This window comes from Mesorhizobium tianshanense, assembly GCF_007830515.1.
In the GTDB taxonomy this organism is placed as follows: Bacteria; Pseudomonadota; Alphaproteobacteria; order Rhizobiales; family Rhizobiaceae; genus Mesorhizobium; species Mesorhizobium tianshanense.
Window position 1 is genome coordinate 34993 of record NZ_VLKT01000012.1, and the last position, 19788, is coordinate 54780.

15 protein-coding genes and 2 pseudogenes are annotated in these 19788 nt (G+C 61.7%); 8 read left to right on the forward strand and 9 right to left on the reverse strand.

From position 1 onward, the window contains the following. Nucleotides 1–53: 53 nt before the first annotated feature. The 3 genes from IQ26_RS11565 to IQ26_RS39125 are packed head-to-tail and all read right to left on the reverse strand — an operon-like array spanning nucleotide 54 to nucleotide 3768. Entirely contained in the window at nucleotides 54–1220 is a 1167-nt protein-coding gene (locus IQ26_RS11565; protein WP_162457936.1) for an acetate/propionate family kinase, read from the reverse strand. Beyond that, nucleotides 1220–3628 (reverse strand): phosphoketolase family protein, encoded by a 2409-nt coding sequence (locus IQ26_RS11570; RefSeq protein WP_145716959.1) that lies wholly within the window; start codon nucleotides 3626–3628, stop codon nucleotides 1220–1222. The genes IQ26_RS11565 and IQ26_RS11570 overlap by 1 nt, the downstream gene beginning before the upstream one ends. Continuing rightward, on the reverse strand, nucleotides 3625–3768 hold the full coding sequence (locus IQ26_RS39125; protein ID WP_156090933.1) for a hypothetical protein: 144 nt from the start codon (nucleotides 3766–3768) through the stop codon (nucleotides 3625–3627). Before IQ26_RS39125 ends, IQ26_RS11570 begins: the two co-directional genes overlap by 4 nt. A 180-nt stretch (nucleotides 3769–3948) precedes the next feature. Between IQ26_RS39125 and IQ26_RS11575 the strand changes: the two are divergent. Further along, nucleotides 3949–4620: pseudogene (locus tag IQ26_RS11575) on the forward strand (protein-L-isoaspartate(D-aspartate) O-methyltransferase); the annotation flags it as partial. Nucleotides 4621–5026: 406 nt separating this feature from the next. On the opposite strand, the gene IQ26_RS11580 reads toward IQ26_RS11575, so the two are convergent. From IQ26_RS11580 to IQ26_RS11590, 3 genes are read right to left on the reverse strand one after another with little or no spacing between them, the layout of a single operon-like run. Beyond that, nucleotides 5027–6577 (reverse strand): SpoVR family protein, encoded by a 1551-nt coding sequence (locus tag IQ26_RS11580; protein WP_145716963.1) that lies wholly within the window; start codon nucleotides 6575–6577, stop codon nucleotides 5027–5029. 11 nt (nucleotides 6578–6588) lie between these two features. Continuing rightward, nucleotides 6589–7896, reverse strand: coding sequence for a YeaH/YhbH family protein (locus IQ26_RS11585; protein ID WP_145716965.1), 1308 nt, complete (start codon nucleotides 7894–7896; stop codon nucleotides 6589–6591). Nucleotides 7897–7915: 19 nt separating this feature from the next. Next, nucleotides 7916–9865 (reverse strand): PrkA family serine protein kinase, encoded by a 1950-nt coding sequence (locus tag IQ26_RS11590; protein ID WP_145716968.1) that lies wholly within the window; start codon nucleotides 9863–9865, stop codon nucleotides 7916–7918. Nucleotides 9866–10117: 252 nt separating this feature from the next. On the opposite strand from IQ26_RS11590, the pseudogene IQ26_RS11595 reads away from it, so the two are divergent. Beyond that, nucleotides 10118–10610, forward strand: a pseudogene (locus IQ26_RS11595) (YbhB/YbcL family Raf kinase inhibitor-like protein). A gap of 119 nt (nucleotides 10611–10729) precedes the next feature. Here IQ26_RS11595 and IQ26_RS11600 read toward each other — a convergent pair. Further along, on the reverse strand, nucleotides 10730–11167 hold the full coding sequence (locus tag IQ26_RS11600) for a DUF2267 domain-containing protein (protein WP_145716970.1): 438 nt from the start codon (nucleotides 11165–11167) through the stop codon (nucleotides 10730–10732). Between the two features lie 185 nt (nucleotides 11168–11352). Between IQ26_RS11600 and coxB the strand changes: the two genes are divergently transcribed. The 6 genes from coxB (at nucleotide 11353) to IQ26_RS11630 (ending at nucleotide 17541) form a co-directional block, all read left to right on the forward strand. Then, a complete protein-coding gene (coxB, locus tag IQ26_RS11605; RefSeq protein ID WP_145716972.1) occupies nucleotides 11353–12333 on the forward strand; it encodes a cytochrome c oxidase subunit II in 981 nt (326 codons plus the stop codon). Further along, entirely contained in the window at nucleotides 12330–14846 is a 2517-nt protein-coding gene (gene ctaD / locus IQ26_RS11610) for a cytochrome c oxidase subunit I (protein WP_145716975.1), read from the forward strand. The genes coxB and ctaD overlap by 4 nt, the downstream gene beginning before the upstream one ends. Before the next feature lie 7 nt (nucleotides 14847–14853). Then, complete coding sequence (locus IQ26_RS11615) at nucleotides 14854–15234, forward strand: hypothetical protein (RefSeq protein WP_145716978.1); 381 nt, start codon at nucleotides 14854–14856, stop codon at nucleotides 15232–15234. Continuing rightward, on the forward strand, nucleotides 15231–15854 hold the full coding sequence (locus IQ26_RS11620; RefSeq protein ID WP_240547075.1) for a cytochrome c oxidase assembly protein: 624 nt from the start codon (nucleotides 15231–15233) through the stop codon (nucleotides 15852–15854). The genes IQ26_RS11615 and IQ26_RS11620 overlap by 4 nt, the downstream gene beginning before the upstream one ends. Further along, entirely contained in the window at nucleotides 15854–16945 is a 1092-nt protein-coding gene (locus tag IQ26_RS11625; RefSeq protein ID WP_145716982.1) for a c-type cytochrome, read from the forward strand. Before IQ26_RS11620 ends, IQ26_RS11625 begins: the two co-directional genes overlap by 1 nt. Before the next feature lie 200 nt (nucleotides 16946–17145). Further along, complete coding sequence (locus tag IQ26_RS11630; RefSeq protein ID WP_145716984.1) at nucleotides 17146–17541, forward strand: hypothetical protein; 396 nt, start codon at nucleotides 17146–17148, stop codon at nucleotides 17539–17541. A gap of 69 nt (nucleotides 17542–17610) precedes the next feature. Here the strand turns inward: IQ26_RS11630 and IQ26_RS11635 are convergent, their stop codons facing one another. Together IQ26_RS11635 and IQ26_RS11640 are read right to left on the reverse strand one after the other, a co-directional pair. Further along, nucleotides 17611–18741, reverse strand: a complete 1131-nt coding sequence (locus tag IQ26_RS11635) for a GNAT family N-acetyltransferase (protein ID WP_145716986.1) — start codon at nucleotides 18739–18741, stop codon at nucleotides 17611–17613. After that, entirely contained in the window at nucleotides 18738–19733 is a 996-nt protein-coding gene (locus IQ26_RS11640; protein WP_145717183.1) for a sterol desaturase family protein, read from the reverse strand. The genes IQ26_RS11635 and IQ26_RS11640 overlap by 4 nt, the downstream gene beginning before the upstream one ends. Between the last annotated feature and the right edge of the window lie 55 nt (nucleotides 19734–19788).

Consider the following 19788-nt stretch of genomic DNA (forward strand, 5'->3'; position numbering starts at 1 on the left):
CGATTCCGATTTTCGGGCCGATGCGATAGAAAACCGAGACGTCGATTGCGTTATCAGGCATTCCCCTGCATGCGCGCCTGGCGAGCAATGACGCTCTCCTCGTCGGTCGCTACGACGCGTATTTCGACCTTGCTGTCGGGTCGGCTGATGATCCCGGCATGGGAGGCGTTGGCTGGCTCGTCGATCGCCACGCCAAGCCAACGAAGTCTTTCGCATATTGCCTTGCGGACCAACGCCGAGTGCTCGCCAATGCCGGCAGTGAACACGAGGCATTCGAGACCGCCCAACGTGTTGGCGAGCGCGGCGACCTCCCTTGCGGCCCGGAAAGCAAAAAAGTCTACCGCTTCGCGGGCGCGGGGGTCGTCGCTCGCCTCCAGCATGCGCATGTCGCCCGAGATGCCGGATATTCCGAGCAACCCGGATTTCTCATAGAGCATGTGCTGCAGAGCCTCCCCCGTGATGCCTCTTTCCAGGAGGAAGTACAAAAGCACGCCCGGATCGATGGCGCCGCAACGCGTTCCCATGACCAGGCCATCGAGAGCGGAAAAGCCCATCGTCGTATCGACGCTTCTTCCGTCACGCATGGCGCACAGGCTCGCTCCGTTGCCGAGATGGGCGACGATCGTCAGCTTCGCCGCGAGAGCGGGCGATATCTCGTTGAGCCGCCCGGCTATGTACTCGTAGGAAAGACCATGAAACCCGTAGCGGCGGATCCCTTCCGCATCATATTTGCGCGGCAGCGCGAAGCGGCTCACCATCGGATCGATCGTCTGATGGAAGGCTGTGTCGAAGCATCCGACCTGCGGCAAATCGCGGCGCAGCGCTGCGAGTTCCCGGATCGGCGCGAGACTGCGAGGCTGGTGCAGTGGAGCAAGCGGCGTTAGCCTGTCTATAGCCTCGATCACGGCAGGCGTCAGACGGACGGGTTCGACGAACTCGCGCCCGCCATGCACGATGCGGTGGCCAGCGGACACCAGTTTCCTGCTGCCAAGTTCGCTCTCGATCCAGTGGAGCAACGCGCCGATGCCCGCATTGTCTCCAGCAAGCGGCCGATCGCACTGCACTGTGCCGTCGGCCGCTTTCGCACTGAGCCTCGGCGCATCGCCCAGATCCAGCGCACCACGCGACACGAGTTGCAGTTCCGAGGACGTTTCAAGGTCGTAAAGTCCGAACTTGATGCTGGAGGAGCCGGCGTTCAGCGCAAGAATTGCGTGTCGCATCAATCGCCGGCCTTCGTCGCGCTGTTCTGGGGCCAGTTCCACTTCTGAATCTCGGGCATGTCTTCGCCATGCTCGCGGACATAAGCCGTGTGTTCCGCAAGCTTCCCGTGAAGTTCGGCGGCAAGATTTTTCGCTCGTTCGGCGAGACCTGGCACGCGTTCGACCGCGGCGAGCGCAAGGTGGTAGCGGTCGAGTTCATTGAGCACGGCCATGTCGAACGGCGTCGTCGTGGTGCCTTCCTCGCGAAAGCCGTGCACATGCATGTTGTCATGGTTGGCGCGTCGGTAGGTCAGGCGGTGGATGAGATAGGGATAGCCGTGATAGGCGAAGATGACCGGCTTGGTTTTCGTGAACAGCGCATCGAAATCCTCGTCGGCGAGGCCATGCGGATGCTCTGAATTCGACTGCAGCGTCATCAGGTCGACCACGTTGACGACGCGAACCTTCAGGTCCGGAAGCGCCGAACGCAGAATGTCCGTGGCAGCGAGCGTCTCAAGTGTCGGCACGTCGCCGGCGCAGGCCATGACCACATCGGGATCCTCGCCCTTCCCAGTCCCGGCCCATTCCCAGATCCCCGCCCCCGCTCTGCAGTGCGTTTCCGCCTCTTCAGCAGACAGCCATTGCGGTGCCGGCTGCTTGCCGGCGGTGATCACGTTGATGCGGTTGTAGGTTCTCAGGCAGTGGTCGGCGATCCAGAGCAGCGTGTTGGCATCCGGCGGGAAATAGAGCCTGACCGTGTCGGCCTTCTTGTTGGCGACGAAATCGGCAAAACCGGGATCCTGGTGGCTGAAGCCGTTGTGATCCTGCCGCCAGACATGGGAGGTCAGCAGGTAATTGAGTGAAGCCACCGGCTTGCGCCAGTCGCACTCCCTGGACGTCTTCAGCCATTTCGCATGCTGGTTGACCATGGAATCGACGATGTGGATGAACGCCTCGTAACATGAGAACAGGCCATGGCGGCCGGTCAGCAGATAGCCCTCCAGCCAACCCTGGCAGAGATGTTCGCTGAGCACCTCCATGACGCGGCCGTCGCGGGAAAGCTGGACGTCATAGGGCTCGATCCGCTGCATCCAGACCCGGTTCGTAACCTCGAACACGTCGTCAAGGCGGTTGGAGGATGTCTCATCCGGCCCCATCAGCCGGAAATTCCTGGCCTCCGCATTCAGGCGCATCACGTCGCGGAGATAGCCTCCGAGAACCCGCGTCGCCTCGGCTTTTGCACTTCCCGGGCGCGGCACATCGAGCGCCAATCCTTTCCAATCGGGAAGCACGAGGTCGCGCTTCAGTAGTCCGCCATTGGCATATGGGGTTGCGCCCATGCGCTTGAGCCCTGTTGGCGCGAGCGCCGCCAGCTCTGGAAGCAGGCGCCCGTTGTTGTCGAACAGCTTTTCCGGCTCGTAGCTCCGCATCCAGTCTTCGAGGATCTTGCGGTGCGCCTCGTTGCCACGAGCGTTCGACACCGGCACTTGATGCGAGCGCCAGAAATCCTCGACCTTCTTTCCGTCGACCTCCTTCGGTCCGGTCCAACCCTTCGGGCTGCGCAGCACGATCATCGGCCACAGCGGACGCTCTCCCTGCCAGCCCGGAGCCCGGGCGTGCTGCTGGATTGCGCGGATTCTGTCGAGCACGGTATCCAGCTTCCTGGCCATCATCCGATGCATGGGAATTGGCTCGTGACCTTCGACGAAGAATAGTTCGTAGCCATAGCCGGCGAACAGGCTTCGCAATTCCACGTCATCCATGCGAGCGAGGATCGTCGGGTTGGCGATCTTGTAGCCGTTGAGATGCAGGATCGGCAGGACGGCGCCGTCGGATGCAGGGTTCAGGAACTTGTTGGAGTGCCATGCCGCCGCGAGCGGACCGGTCTCGGCTTCACCGTCGCCGACGACGCAAGCGACCACCAGATCGGGATTGTCGAACGCCGCGCCGAAAGCATGGACCAGCGCATATCCCAGTTCTCCGCCCTCATGGATCGAGCCGGGCGTTTCGGGCGCCACATGGCTGGGCACTCCGCCCGGGAAGGAGAATTGCCGGAAGAGTTTTCTCAGGCCGTCCTCGCCCTGGCCGATTGCGGGATAAATCTCGCTGTAGGTGCCCTCGAGCCACGTGTTCGCGACCATCGCCGGGCCGCCATGACCTGGGCCGCAGATAAACAGAACGTCGAGACTGCGCTCACGGATGACGCGATTCAGGTGGACGTAGATGAAATTGAGGCCAGGTGTCGTGCCCCAATGGCCGAGCAGCCGCGGCTTGACGTGCTCGGCTTTCAGGGGCTCGCGCAGGAGCGGATTGTCGAGCAGGTAGATCTGACCAACCGAAACGTAGTTCGTGGCGCGCCAATAGCGGTTCATGAGATCGACCTGGTCAAGACCGATTTCTGGCGTTGCCTTGTGAGCCTCGTCGTTCATGGAAGCGTCTCCAGAATGCGTTCGCCCGCCGATAGATAGAAGCGGCATCGCACCGGAGAAATGATCTGCATCAAAATAAGTTGCGACCGCTCGATCCTGGCATTGAAGCCGGCAGCGCGAAGGCGTGCCTCGGCAAGCATGTCTTCCGGACAAAGGGTGGAGGAACCTTGACGCTTGCCGGAGGTTAAAGAGACGAACCGGGAGAACCGCCATCAAGGCGCTGCAAGCGCAGCGACAGACGAACTGGCCCAGGAATTCTCGCTGAGGAAACCTTGAGAACAGTTGCGGGCGGAGACCACTAGCCGCCGGAGGAAGCCAGGATGCTCGACCTTTCCCATGCACGCGACCGAATGGTCGATATCCATGTCAGTCGCCGTGGCATCCACGACCGCAATATCCTGGAAGCAATGCGCCAGGTTCCGCGCGAGGTTTTCGTCGCTCCGGGCTATGAAGAATTCCCCTACGAAGACGGGCCGTTGCCGATCGCCGAGGGCCAGACGATATCGCAACCCTATATCGTCGCCTTTATGATCGAGATGGCGGAGCTCGGAGCGGGTGATCAGGTGCTGGAGGTTGGCACCGGCTCGGGCTATGCGGCTGCCGTGATGAGCCGGATCGTCGAGCGCGTCTACACGATCGAACGCCACGCCGGGTTGGCCGAAACGGCGAGACAGCGGTTCGAAGAACTCGGCTATGACAATATCGAAGTCCGCACCGGCGATGGTACCAAAGGCTGGCCAGACGCCGCGCCCTTCGACGCCATTGTGGTCGCGGCAGGCGGGCCCGGTGCGCCGCTTGCCCTTCAGGAACAGCTCGACGTCGGCGGCAGGCTCGTTATCCCGGTCGGCGACGAACCGCATGATCAGCGCCTTCTCAAGGTCACTCGAACCGGCGCTGCGACTTACAGCGAGGAGGATTTCGGCGGCGTGCGATTTGTCCCGCTCATCGGCGAGCAGGGCTGGCCCGAGAACGGCAGCCGAAGCAAGATTCGGGGAGCGTCCCATGACCGATCCTGATCCTGATCCGAACAATCCCGTGCCGATACCGGACAATCCCAATCCCGAGCCTGCTCGGCCGCCCGCCCCGCCGGAAACACCGCCGGATGTGCCTCCGGGCGTTCCTCCGCCTTCGCCTGATCCCATTCCCGCTCCGCAAAGGCAGCCCGTCGAAATTCCTCCCGAAACGCCATCCGAGATTCCCACGGAACCGACCTTCCCGGGTCCCACGGCCGGTGCATATCGCCCAAAAAGTACTTAGCGGTTTGGGAAATTCCGAATGCTCAGACGCCGATGCTCAACCAAAAAGTCCGGACACGAGAGAACTGACGAATGGCAAGATTGCGCGGATCTTGCAGTGATTGGCCATGAAACGACGCCGTCGCCGGCCGTCCCGGCTTTGTCATTCCCCGATTTGGCTGGTCGAACGTTCGTTGAGCATCTGGCCCGTTTGCGCATCGATCGCCGCCAGGCTTACCTCATAGCCCCACAGGCTGCGGATATGGCGCAGCGCGGCGTCGCGGCTGGCCTCCTCCAGCATGATGCCGTCCTTCACCTTGTGCTCCAGTCGCAACTGTCGGTCGCCGAGCAGGTCCACATCCACCACCTGGATATCCGGCCGGCTCGCGCCAATGTCGTAGCTCTGGGCGAGCCCGGCGCGTATCTTTTCGTAGCCACGCTCATTGTGTATCGACGCGACTTCGTAATGCGGTTCGCTCGCGGCGTCGGCGAGGATAAAGAACCGCCATTTCCGCATCAGCGCGGGGCTCAGATACTGGCGGATGAAAGACTCGTCGCGATGGTTCGCCCACGCGTCGAGCAGGGTTTCGCGCCAATTGCCGTTGCCGGCGATATCGGGGAACCAGTCACGGTCCTCGGCGGTCGGCTCAGTCGATATGCGCTGGATGTCCTGCATCATGTCGAGGCCCAAGGCATAAGGATTGATGCCGGAAAAACGCGGATCGTCGAAAGCCGGCTGGAAGACCACGTTCGAATGGTTGCGCAGGATTTCCAGCATCGCGCCTTCGCTGATCCGGCCGCGATCGAACAGCATGTTCATGAGCGTGTAGTGCACGAAGGTGGCGCAGCCTTCATTCATCACCTGCGTTTGCCGCTGCGGATAGAAATATTGCGCGATGACGCGAACGATCCTGATGATCTCACGCTGCCAGGGCTCCAGGACGAGACTGTTCTTTTCCAGGAAGTAGAGCAGGTTCTCCTCGGGCAGCTTGAGCGTTTTCTTCCGCTCCGCCATGCCGAGATCCTTTTCGCCGGCACTGCTCCCGCCCTTCGAAGCCGGGAGCGTGCGCCACAGATCGTTGTAGGAGCGCTCTTCGTACTCCAGGCGCTCACGAACGCCCTCACGCTGCCGCTCCGACGACAGCTTCGGCGGCCGGTGATATCTGAACACGCCCTGTTCCATCAGCGCGTGGGCCGCATCGAGGATGGCCTCCACCGCGGCGACGCCGTGCCGCTCCTCGCAATGGGCGATGTAACCCTTGGCGAAGTCCAGATAACTCAGGATCGCGCCGGCGTCCGTCCACTGCCGGAACAGATGATTGTTCTTGAAGAAATGATTATGGCCAAGCGCTGCATGGGCTATCACCAGCGCCTGCAGGGCCATGGTGTTTTCCTCCATCAGGTAGACGATGCAGGGGTTGGAATTGATGACCAGTTCATAGGCAAGCCCCCGCCCGCCTTTGCGATAGAGCAATTCCTGGTAGAGGAAATGCTTGCCGAAGGACCAGTGACGATACATCAGCGGCATGCCGACCGAGGAATAGGCGTCGAGCATCTGCTGGGATGAGATGATCTCCATCTGCACCGGATAGACGTCGAGGTGAAGCTCTTCGATCGCGAGCGCCTCAATGGCTTCGTGGACACGCGACAGTGCGTTGAAATCCCAGCCGGACCCGGAAAAAAGCAAACCGGATTTGCTGGCTTGCCTGGCCATCGGCATCCCCTTCAAGCGCTCTTCTGGACGACCGGCTGCCTGGCGAACAGCTGGCGAAAGACCGGATAGATATCGGCTGCGGTGGCGATGCGGCTCATCTGGAAATTCGGCCATTTCAGGTTGACCGCGCTGTAGGCGCGCCAGAGCGAGGTCCCGTTCTCAGTGGCGCCGAAGATATGGGTCTCGCGTTCGTCGATGATCTCGACATAGGCGAAGTACTGGCACAGGCGCATGATCTGGCCATCCATGAGGGCTATGCAGCGCTCGGAATCGGTGGCGAAATTGTCCCCGTCCGATGCCTGGGCGGCATAGATGTTCCACTCATTGCTGGGATAGCGCTCCTCGATGATGCGGCGCATCTCTTCGAGTGCCGTGGAAACGACCGTGCCACCGCTTTGCGTATTGTAGAAGAAGGTCTCCTCGTCCACCTCCTGCGCCTCGTGCGTATGGCGGATGAAGACGATTTCCGTGCGGTCGTAACGCCGTTTCAGGAAGAGGTGAAGTAGCACGAAGAAGCGCTTGGCCAGATCCTTCTCGCGCTCGCCCATCGAGCCGGATACGTCCATGAGACAGAACATGACGGCATTTGCATTCGGCACGGGCTGCGCGTCGAAGCGATTGAAGCGGATGTCGACAGGGTCGACAAAGGCGATCCGCTTGCGGCGGCGCTCAAGTCGCTCGAACTCTTCCTGCAACGCTGCAATGCGCTGGCGTGCCGCTCCGCTCTGAGGCTCTGCCTCCTGAATTGCGAGTTCCTTCGCAATCGCATCAAGCTCCTCCTGCTTGGGACGCCTGAGCGCAATCCGGCGGCCATGGCTGTTTCGCATCGTGCGCCCGACATTGATGTTGGTCGGGGAACCGGTCGCGGCGAAGCCGGCCCGGCGCGGCTTGAAGGCAAGTATCTCCTTGAGATTGAGCTTGACCATGTCGGGAAGTTCGAGATCCTCGAAGAAGAGATCGAGCACCTCCTCTCGCGAGAGCACGAAACGAAAATCGTCTTCCGAGACCGTTTTCCCCGGAGATGATCCGCCGCCGCCCTGGCCTGGCTTGGGAACGCGGTCGCCTGGGGCGAAATGCTTGTTGCCCGGCAGGATGTGCTGTCGCCTGCCGCTGTCCTTCGCATCGCTAAAGCTCGGTTCGGCTGTGCCCCTCGCCGGCATGGAGACGGCGTGCTCGCTATCCACATCGGCGATCCTGCCGGTGCGGATCTTGTCCCGGATGCTTCGCTTCAGCTCTTCGCGCGCACGCTTCAGGAAGCGCTGGCGGTTGCCGAGGCTCTTATCCTTCGGGTTCAGTCGGCGATCGATAAAGATCGGCATGGAACCATCCCGGCCGGGCTCAACCCGCCTTGTTCACCCGCATGTACCAGTCCACCAGCCGCCGAACCTGACGTTCGGTGTAGCCGCGTTCGACCATCCGGTGCACGAACTCGTTGTGCCGCTTCTCTGTTACACCGTCCTGCTTGGAACCGAAGCTGATCACCGGGAGCAAATCCTCGACTTGGCCGAACATCCGCTTCTCGATGACTTCGCGCAGCTTTTCATAGCTTGTCCATGACGGGTTGTGGCCCTGGTTCCTCGCCCGGGCGCGCAACGTGAACTTCACGACCTCGTTGCGGAAGTCCTTGGGATTGGCAATGCCGGCCGGCTTTTCGATTTGCGACAGTTCGTTGTCCAATACCCCGCGATTGAGGAGCTGACCGGTATCCGGGTCCTTGTAATCCTGGTCCTCGATCCAGGCATCGGCGTAGGCGATGTAGCGGTCGAACAGGTTCTGGCCATATTCGCTGTAGGATTCCAGATAGGCCTTCTGGATCTCATGGCCGATGAATTCGGCATAGCGCGTGGCGAGTTCCGACTTTATGAAGTCGAGATAGGCGGCTTCCGTTTCCTTCGGGAACTGCTCACGTTTGATCGCCTCCTCCAGAATGTACATCAGATGCACGGGATCGGCGGCCACCTCTTTGGTGTCGTAGTTGAATGTCTGCGACAGGATTTTGAAAGCAAAGCGCGTGCTGACGCCCGTCATGCCTTCGTCGACTCCGGCGGCGTCGCGGTATTCCTGAACCGACTTCGCCTTGGGATCTACATCCTTGAGGTTCTCGCCGTCATAAACGCGCATCTTCGTGTAGAGCGGCGAATTGTCGTGCTCGGCCAGACGGGTCGAGACTGTGAACCGGCTGAGAATGTCCAGCACCTCCGGAGCGCAGGGGCTGGAGGCCAATTCGCTTTCGCGCAGCAACTTTTCGTAGATCTGCCTTTCTTCGGTGACCCGCAGGCAGTAAGGCACCTTGACCACCAGGATACGGTCGAGGAACGCCTCGTTGTTCTTGTTGTTCTTGAACTGCAGCCATTCCGACTCGTTGGAATGGGCCACGATGATGCCCTGATAGGGGAAAGCGCCGAAGTTTTCCGTGCCGTTGTAGCTGCCTTCCTGGGTCGCGGTCAGCAACGGATGCAGGACCTTGATCGGCGCCTTGAACATCTCGACGAACTCGAGCAATCCTTGCGTCGTTCGGTTCAGCCCGCCGCTGTAGGAATAAGCGTCCGGATCGGACTGGCTGAAATTCTCGAGTTGCCTTATGTCGACCTTGCCGACCAGGGCCGAAACGTCCTGGTTGTTCTCATCGCCTGGCTCGGTCTTGGCAATGCCGATCTGGCGAAGCCGCGAGGGCATCAGCTTGACGACGCTGAACTTGGAGATGTCGCCGGACAATTCGTCGAGGCGCTTGGCCGCCCAAGGCGAGATCAGGCCGTTCAGCCGGCGCCGCGCGATGCCGTATTTGTCTTCCAAAAGGTCGGCCATGCGGTCGGGATGGAAAAGCCCGAGCGGCGATTCGAAAACCGGACTGATCTGGTCGCCCACCTTCAGCGTGTAGATCGGACGCTGCTCCATCAGCTTCTTCAGCCGTTCGGCGAGCGAGGATTTGCCGCCGCCGACAGGGCCGAGCAGATAGAGAATCTGCTTGCGTTCCTCGAGCCCTTGAGAGGCATAGCGGAAATAACCGGCGATACGCTCGATCGTGTCCTCCATGCCGTAAAACTCGGCGAAGGAGGGATACACCTTGATCGTTCTGTTCGAAAAAATGCGGCCGAGTCGCTCATCCATGCTGGTGTCGATCAGGGTGGGCTCGCCGATCGCCTCGACCATCCGTTCAGGCGCCGAGGCATACATCGATTTATCCTCGCGGCAGGCGAGGAGATATTGCTGGATGCTTATCTCCTCCTGCGCCGCGTTCGTGTAAATCTCCGAAAACAGATCGAAGACGTCGGAGTGGTTCTCACGCATGGTATCCTCGCCCCGGCCGGTCTGGTTGCTGTCGCCTCTTCATTCAACTGTCGGAAAGCCTTTGTGGTTCCCTCTCATCACGTAGTGAGTCTGCGACAGGATGTTAGGGGTCCAGACAGATATCGTCAAAGGAAACCAGCCAGCGAACGCTCGCAGGATGGAACGTTTCCACGGGAAGTCCATTCCTCCATCAGCGCGCTTGCCGAGCTGCAAGTTCGCCGCGAACAAGCTGTTTTTCTGGAGGAGTGAACCATGCCTCTTACGCTCAGCAGTTCCGCCTTTGCCGACGGCGGAAAAATTCCCGAGAGATATACGCGTGATGGAAAGAACGTATCCCCGCCGCTGAAATGGTCAGGTGTGCCGGACAAGGCGAAGAGCCTCGCTCTCGTCGTGCAGGATCCCGATGCGCCGAACGGAACCTTCGGTCACTGGGCCGTATTCAACATCCCGCCTGACGTCATTCAACATCCCGCCTGACGTCGGCGAACTGCCCGACGCTGAGAGTGGCAAGCCCGGTCCTGAAGCACTCAGGCAAGCCACGAACGACTTCGGCAATGCTTACTATGATGGTCCTGAACCGCCGGTCGGACACGGGGTCCATCATTACCATTTCCGACTTGCAGCGCTCGACACGCCGAGCCTCGCGATTCCGGGGACCGCGGGCGTGGAGCGCATCTGGCAAGAAGCCCAAAAACATGTGCTGGAGAAAGCAGAATTGGTGGGAACTTACGAACGCAACGAATGAATTTGGGGGTGCGCAGGTCATTCGGATGATCTAGGTCGTGCTGTCCGTCGCTCTCGGTTTTGTGATGCCCAGGCGCGGGAGCGCGCGTCCTTCAATGTCCGCTTTTTATCTCGCTGCTGCTACACTCCAACACTCTCGGGCCACAGCGCCTGGATATGCTTCGGCAGCGCGTCTCGCACTTTCGCCGACTGGCCGAGGTCGACATGCCGAGCGAGAACCTTGAATACGGACCTGGTCGCATCCTCGGGATTCACCGGCCGGGTGGATTTCATCTCCTCGGCGACGCGCTGCAGGAATTCCTCCAGTGAACGGCTGCCGGTCGGCAGATCACGCGGCCGATACCGATCATAATAGGCTCCGCGTATGAGAAGCGGCAGCCCAGCGCCCAGGTTGGCGGCCAGTTCGATCTGCAGCCAATCCCGCAGGGTCCGTAAGACGGCTCCCAGCATATGCCAGGCAACGCGCCTATCGGGGCCGTGGTCGGCCATGATCTCGTCCAGCCAGATGTTCGTTGTCTGCAAGGTTTTGTCAAAAACTTCCAAGCCGGTTGCGCTCATCGTCGCCTCCTTTGGCAAGGGCAATCCCAACACCCGCCATGACGGGCAAACGGGCATCGAGCGCAATTGTTTCGTCGCTCGTCGAAAAATTGCTTAGGCAACGCCGAACGCGGCGTTGGTTCGGACGCTCGGTTGCCCGGAACCTTCCGCCCCTCTCGCCGGTTTACCGCGGGAGGGGTTGGAAAATGGGTCGATATTTCAGCCTATCCGCTGCTTCATTATTGCTCGCGAGCGGCCATGCCGGTGCCAGATCGGTACTTGAGCCTGTGGGAGAGGAAGCGCAGCAGATAGCCGTACTGTTCTGGGTGATGCTAAGCGGCGGCGCGCTTATCTGGCTGGGCGTGGTCGCCCTGCTTCTTCATGCAGCCCTGTTCAAACGCCACGGGATGAACGAAAGGTCCGCCAGCAGGATCATCCTTTGGGGCGGCGTGGTCTTCCCGTCGGTCACGCTTTGTGCCCTGCTCGCCTATGCACTATGGCTGATGCCTGGCCTTCGGCCTTTTACCCAGGCGATGGGCTCCACCGCCCTGCGGATCGAAATCACTGGCAGGCAGTTCTGGTGGGAAGTCGTCTACCATCCACCTCAGGGGCCGCCGGTTACTTCCGCCAACGAGATCAGGCTGCCGGTCGGCGAACGGGTCGAATTGACCCTGAAAAGCGCCGATGTGATCCATTCCTTCTGGATTCCACCGCTCGGCGGCAAGATGGACATGATCCCTGGCCGCACCAACAGGCTTTCGCTCCTGGCCACGAAACCCGGCGCATTCCGCGGCCCCTGCGCCGAATATTGCGGCACATCCCACGCGCTGATGGCATTCTCGGCCGTGGCGATGGAGCCCGAAGCATTCCGGTCCTGGCTGGCCGGCCAGGCAAATCCCGCGGAAAGCGCAGGCGCGAGCGGCGGCGCGCTTTTCCTGCGCCATGGCTGCGGGTCGTGCCATTTCGTCGCCGGCACCGATGCGCGCGGCCTGATCGGCCCGGATCTTTCGCATCTCGGTTCCCGCATCACGGTCGGCGCTGGCATCCTGCCCAACACCGAAGATGCCATCGCCCGCTTCATCGCCCGACCCGAACTGATCAAGCCCGGCTCCAGGATGCCGGCCTTCGACATGTTGCCGCCAGACGACATCCGCGCCATAGCCGCCTGGCTGAGGGGCCTGCAATGAGCGCTGCGATCAAGGAGCGTTCGCGGAAGGAATACAAGGCGCAGGAAGAGCGGCTGCGCGCCGTCTGGGCCAATCCGGCCGGCTGGCGCTACTGGACCTCGGTGAACAATTACCAGATCGGCCTCTGGTACGGCTCGGCGGCCTTCGTCTTCATGCTGTTCGCCGGCGCGCTCGCGCTCCTCATGCGCCTGCAGCTCGCCGTGCCCGACAACGACTTCCTGTCGGCCGACCTCTTCAACCAGGCTTTCACCCTGCACGGCACGGTGATGATGTTCCTGTTCGCGGTACCGATCTTCGAGGCGGTCGCGATCTTCCTGCTGCCGCCGATGCTTGGCGCGCGCGAGATGCCGTTCCCGCGCCTCGGGGCCTTCGGCTTTTGGAGCTTTTTCCTCGGCGGCATCTTCGTCTGCGGCTCGATCTTCTTCAATGCGGCGCCGTCCTCGGGATGGTTCATGTATCCGCCGCTCGCCACCGACAAGGAGCTCTCCGGCATCGGAGCCGACATCTGGCTGCTCGGCCTCTCCTTCATCGAGGTCGCGTCGATCGCGGCCGCCATCGAGCTGATCGTCGGCATCATGAAATGCCGCGCGCCCGGCATGCGCATCAACCTGATGCCGCTCTTCGCCTGGTACCTGCTGATCGTTGCGGGTATGATCCTGTTTGCCTTCCCGCCGTTGATCGCCGGCGACCTCTTGTTCGAGATGGAACGGATGTTCGACTGGCCGTTCTTCGACGCGGCGCGCGGCGGCAACCCGCTGCTCTGGCAGCATCTGTTCTGGATCTTCGGCCATCCGGAGGTCTACATCATCTTCCTGCCGGCCGTTGCGCTGATGGCGATGATCGTGCCGACTTTCTCCCAGCGTCCGATCGTCGGCTATTCCTGGATCGTGCTCGCGGCAGTGGGGACGGGGTTCCTCTCGTTCGGCCTTTGGGTGCACCACATGTTCGCGACAGGCCTGCCGCAGATCTCGCTGGCCTTCTTCTCGGCGGCCTCCGAGGCGGTGGCGATCCCGACAGGTGTGCAGATCTTCGTCTTCATCGCCACCATGCTCGCCGGCCGGGTCATCTTCTCGACCCCGATGCTGTTCGGCACCGGAGGGCTGGCGATCTTCGTCATCGGTGGGCTGACGGGCGTGATGGTGGCGCTCGCGCCTTTCGACTGGCAGGCGCACGACACCTATTTCGTCGTCGCGCATCTTCACTACGTGCTGATCGGCGGCATGCTTTTCCCGGTCGTGGCCGGGCTCTATTACTACTACCCGCTGATCGAGGCGAAGAAGCTCTCCGACCGTCTGGGGCGGCTCGCCTTCTGGCTGATGTTCTGCGGCTTCAACATCGCCTTCTTCCCCATGCATCTGAGCGGCCTGCGCGGCATGCCCCGACGCGTCTTCACCTATCCGGCCGAAATCGGCTGGGACTGGCTGAACCTCATCTCGACGGCCGGAGCCTTCATCTTCGCGGCAGGTGTGCTGGTGGTTGTCTTCGACGTGCTCAGGCCGAAGCACCGGGAGCCACGCGGCGAAGTCAACCCATGGAACGCCGGCACGCTGGAATGGATTTCCGAGCCGGAGGAGAACTGGGGCGTCCGCTCGATACCCATCGTGCGAAGCCGGTATCCGCTCTGGGACCAGAAGGACCTTGCCCGCAAGGTCAATGAAGGTCGCTATTACCTGCCCGATGCGGAAGAAGGACAGCGCGAAGGCCTGGTCACCTCCGTGCTCGACGCCGACCCAATCCAGGTGCTGCGCGTCGGCGGCACGTCCCACGTCACCATAGTCTCGGCTCTCTCGCTCGGGGCCGCTTTCATCGCGCTTACCTTCCACTGGTGGATCGCGACGGCGCTGGCCGCAATCATTTGCCTTTGCGCCGTCATCTACTGGCTCTGGACGGGCACGGCCGAAATCCCCGAGAAGCCGGAAAAGGACGTTGGCCTGGGCCTCAGCCTGCCGCTTTATGCCTCCGGCCCCGATTCGGTCGGCTGGTGGGCGATGTTCATCACCATGGTGGGCGACGGCACGGCCTTCGCCAGCCTCGTCTTCGGCTATTTCTTCTACTGGACGATCCACGCCGACTTCACCGAGGGGATTGCCGGGCCTGATGCGGTATGGTCGCTGGCGGCTGCCATCCTGTTTGCTGCAGCGTGGGGCCTGATGGTGGCGGCCCGCACGATCAACAGGCGCGGCGCCACACCCGCTATGCGAGGCTTGCTGGTGCTGTCCCTGCTAACGACCGTTGCCGCCTCCGCCGCAGGCTTTGCGGGACCGTGGTCTCCCGGCATGGACCCGACGAGCCACGTCTATCCCGCCATCGTGTGGATCCTCGTGATCTGGGTGCTCGCCCACGCGGCGGTCGGCACGCTCATGCAGGCCTATTGCCTGGCACGCTCGCTGGCTGGCCGGCTGACGCCGAAGCATGACATGGATCTAAGCAACGTAGTGCTCTACTGGCATTTCCTGCTGGTCACCGCCGTCATCACCTTCGCCGTCATCGGCCTCTTTCCGGCAGCGATGTGAGGCGGCGATGCGGCTCATCCCGAAAGAGGTCGAAACGCTCTGGACGCTGTTTACCGCGCCCGTGGTGTGGATTGCGCATTTTCTCGTTTGCTACATAGGCGCGGCGATCTATTGCGCCAAACCCGAGCTTGTCGGGCTGAGTTTCAGCGCTGTGCGTGCGGGCATCGCCGCCGCCACTGTGATCGCGCTCTCACTCATCGCGCTGTCCGCATGGCTCGCCTGGCGGCAATGGGGCTTCGGCACCGATGATCCGCCCCATGACGATCCGACGAGCCGGGACCGATCCCTGTTCCAGGGCTTCGCGACGCTGCTGCTCTCGGGTCTGAGCTTCATCGCCGTGATCTTCACCGCAATGCCCGCATTGTTCCTGACGGAGTGCATCCGGTGAGACGAGCCTGTCTCATCCTCGGCCTCTTCGTCCTCGCCCTGATCTGGCTCGGACCGCTGCTCGACGCCTGGCGGGGTTCGTTCTCGGCGCACATGCTGGCGCATATGGGAGTGGTGGCGATTGCCGCACCGCTGATAGCGATTGGAATCCCGCTCGGTCCAAAACCAGACGCAAGCCGGGCGTTCGCGATCGCCCTCCCCGCGTCCGTGGTCGAACTCATCGTCGTCTGGTCCTGGCATGCGCCGGCCTTGCGGGCTCTGGCGGAAAGCTCGCTGTTCGCCACCGCTATCGAGCAGGCCACGTTCCTCGCCGCCGGGCTGTTCTTGTGGCTGGCCTGCCTGCCGCGCCGCGGCTCGGACACCGCAGGCAATGCCGCCGGCGCCTTCGCCCTGCTTCTCACGTCCATCCATATGACCTTGCTCGGCGCACTGCTGGCGCTGACCCCGAGGCCGCTCTATGGCGCGGACGACGTCAGCTGCTTCGGCGTCTCGCTTTCCGCGCAGCAGGATCAGGAGCTTGGCGGCGTGATCATGCTTCTGGTCGGCGCGGCGGTCTATCTTGCCGGCGGCGTAACGCTGCTTGCACGCATGCTCGCCACCCCGCCGCGGGAGACGGTTTGATGCATATCAGCTGGAAGAAACTCGCCATCGCGCTTGCCGTTCTGCCCTTCGTCGTGGTGCTGGCCGCCTGGATCGGCTTTTTCAATGTCGGTGCCTCAAGTGGCCATTGGAAGATCACGGAATGGTTTCTCCATTTCGCCATGCAATCAGCTGTGCGCACCTATGCGCTGGCGGTCGATGTTCCCGCGGCTTTGCCGCGCCACGCGATCCAGCCGGCCGCCGGGCATTTCGCGCGCGGCTGCGCCATCTGCCACGGCGCGCCAGGCGAGCCGCGATCTCCTGTCGTCGAGAGAATGCTGCCGCAGCCGCCTGATCTTGCCGGAAGCGGCGAATGGACCGACGCGCAGCTTTTCCGCATCGTCAAGCACGGCGTGCGCTTCACCGGCATGCCCGCCTGGCCAACGCAGGAACGCGACGACGAGGTCTGGGCAATGGTCGCCTTCCTGCGCGAACTGCCGTCGATGGACGAAGCCACCTATCGTGACCTCGCCTATGGAAAAAGGCTTGCTCGTCCCGCAGACGCTGCCGGAACCCTGAGACAAGTGCTCGCGGATTGCGCCCGCTGCCACGGCGAGGACGGCCTCGGGCGCGGTCCCGCGATCCCCGTTCTCGCCGGGCAGAGCGAGGCCTACCTCCTTGAAAGCCTGCGTGCCTATGCGCAGGGAGGCCGGACAAGCGGGATGATGGGCCTGCCCGCCACTGCGGCGGGGCCTCAGTTCTGGCCGGACCTGGCCAAGCATTTCGCCGCCCTGCCCTCGACGCAGCCGGGCGGCGCCGGCGATCCCGCGCTTGTCCGGCGCGGCAGGGAAATCGCCGAGAGGGGCGTGAGGGAGGCCAGCGTGCCCGCCTGTCTCGGCTGTCATGGAAGACGGGACCGCAGCCCACTCTATCCTTCCATCGCCGGTCAGCCCGAGCGTTACATCGAGGCGCAGCTTGGGCTGTTCAGGGCGGGAAAGCGGGGCGGAACGCGCTTCGGCCATCTCATGGCCAATGCCTCCAAAGGCCTGGCGGACGACGACATCCGCGCGCTTGCGGCCTATTTCTCCCTATCGGCTACGCCGACCGCAACCGGAATGCAATCGGCGCGTTAGGCATTTTTCCGCCGCTTCGAGGCTCTGGTGAAAAAGTGCTTGCCGCCCTTCTGATCATCGTTTTCGTCGTCGCTCCTGAGACGCGATCGACACTTTGACCGGTTCGTGCTGCCGGCGGCCTGATTGGGAAAGAGCCAACCGTTGCCACCCACCCGGTTCCATCAAGATACCGCTGCCATCGTACGGGAAAGGAGAAGCCGATGCCGAGATTTGATCCAAAGCGCATTCAAAAGTACACGAGCGATGGGGCGACCGAATGGATGGAGCACTCCGGATTCTCGTTGGCCGATGTGGTCAACGAAGACGAGGCGCCTGCCGCGAAACTCGGCGCGCTGGGTTTTACACGCTCGCCAAAGGGGGCTTCGAGCCAGTTCCAGTTCGAATATGATGAGGTTCTTGTGGTAACCAAGGGCCGGTGCACGGTGCGAAGCCATGGCGAAGCGCTGACTGCGGCCCCCGGTGAAACGATCTACTTGCCAGCGGGCGTGGCTGGCGAGATCGTGGCGGATGACGATCTGGAAATCGTCTATGTCGCCTCATCGCCTTATGGCGCCGTGAACCGGCAGGCCAAGGCTGAACTGTTGGGGAAGACATGACCATCTTGGCCGCTACCGCTTCGCACCGGTCCCCGGACACACGGCGTTCTGGCGGCAATCAAGCCGAGATCAGGGTGTCGGTACCAACCCGCGCCCGCGTACATGCCGGACCGTCTGACGCATACGATCGGCAAGGGAAGCGAGCGAGCCTTGCGCCGTGCGCGTCCCAAGAACCGATTGCAGGACAACACCCTGCGTTGCGAACTTGTGCTTGAACGACTCGGCGCCACAGAGGAAATCGACCGTGCCGAGGCCGTGATCGATCGACCACTGTATATAGTCCATCATCAGGATCATGCCCGGCGACGCCTGGCCGAAATCCGGATCGAAGGTGGTCACGAAAGCCATCATGGTGTGGTGCTGGACGAAATTGATGGAAACCGCGACCATCGCGCCATCGCATTCAAGTACAAAAATGTGCAGCAGGCCGGCCTGCGCCAGCGCGTCGACGAGTGCCGCGAGCACCGGCGCTCCCTCTTCGAAAAGCTGGGATTCACGCTTGTGCCGCACCAGCCATCTGCGCTTCAGCGCAGCGAGCCGGTCCAGGACCGGCTGCAGCGGCTCGTCGGGCGCAAGCAGGCGAAATTTCACTTCTCCGGCTTCTTCCAACGTCTTGACGCCGCGCCGATAGTTCTGCCGCGTCTTTTTCGACTGCGCCGCCAGCCATGCGGCTCCGCTCTCCCACTGCCCGGTGACGCGATAACTGATTTCCTCTCTGTGATTGGGTCGGAGCCTGATGCCGCCGGCGTTATCCGGAGTGAAAATCTTGCGGGCCGCCGCACCCGGCAAGAGACGATTGAGAAAGGCGATATCGAAGCCACCGGCGCCACAGATCTGGCCCCATACGTCCTGCAGGGCCGACAGCGAGCATTCCGGGGCAACGAGAATATCCCCATAATCGGTATAGCTGCCGGCCGCCCATTCGAGAAGCCGCAGGCCTTTGCGTTTGCCGATCGCCAGGGGAACGACAGCAACGAGCCTGTCGCCGTTCCAGACCAGGCCGATCCGCAGCGCGCGCTGTTCACGATCCGCTACGGTATTCCACCATGCCGAAATCCAGGCATGACTCTGAAAGATCAGCCCGTCGGTGCGATGCCAAAGATGCGTCCAGTCGGCCTCGACCGCAGCCAGGCGATCCGCCGACCGGACAATTTCCAGGCGCTCTGCGCTCGAAGCGTCAATCGAAACAATGGTGTTCATGAAGGGGACTGATCCTGTGGCTGAGCGATGACATCGGGACGCCTCTGGAACAGTCGGACGACATGCCCACCCATCTTCTTGAGCGGCAGGATGTAAAGCCCAAAGAGCGATTGATAATCGCGCACATCCCGATCCATCAGGCCAAACTTGAGGTCTTCATTCGGATCCGGGACGAAGTGCGTTCCGAAGAGGCGATCCCAGAACGAAAAAAGCAGGCCAAAATTCTTGTCGTAATGGCGAGGGTCGATGCTGTGGTGCACCTGGTGCCAGTGCGGACACAAGATGATGTTGTTCAACGGGCCGAAGGAGATCTTGAAATGGGTGTGGCGAACAAAGTCCATCATCAGGATGTTGCGGATGACATAGACATTGATGCCGAAGATGGCGATCTCGACCGGATCGAGCGCGATCAGGCTCCAGATGCCGAAGCAGACCCCCGGAATAACGCCATCCCAGATACGGTTCATCAGATCGTCCAGCGGATGAACCCGATCCTTGGTGATTCCCACCATCACTTCAGCCGAATGATGCACTTTGTGCAATTCCCACAGGAACGGGAAGCGGTGCTGGGCGACATGGTAGATGTAATACGAAATATCGTAGGCGATCAGCATGGTTGCGGTGAAGATGACGATCGTCACCGGTCCGGCCGGGCCGTCGATGAGCGGCGCCTGGATATCGAAAAGCCAGCCGACTGCCTGGTGTGTCCCATAGCCCACGGCGGCAACGAAGGTGACGCCGGCAGGGATGAGCAGGAAAGGCATCATCGCGCGTTTTGTGACCCAAAATAGAACATCCGCTCGCGCCGACGGGTGCAGGATGACTTCCGCCGGGAAGGCGAAATCGAAAAAATCCCTGAAGGATTTATGCTCGACAGTTCGCCAGTAAGCGACCACCGCGCTCCCCAATGCCGTAAGGAGAAGCAGGCCGAGAGTCAGAAAATTGATGTTTGAGAGCTTTTCCCCAATCACTCTGGCAAGTTCAGAAAACATCGGTGCGGTGGCTCCCTGGGGGTGCGAGAAGGCGATCCGGCGGACTGCAGAGCAA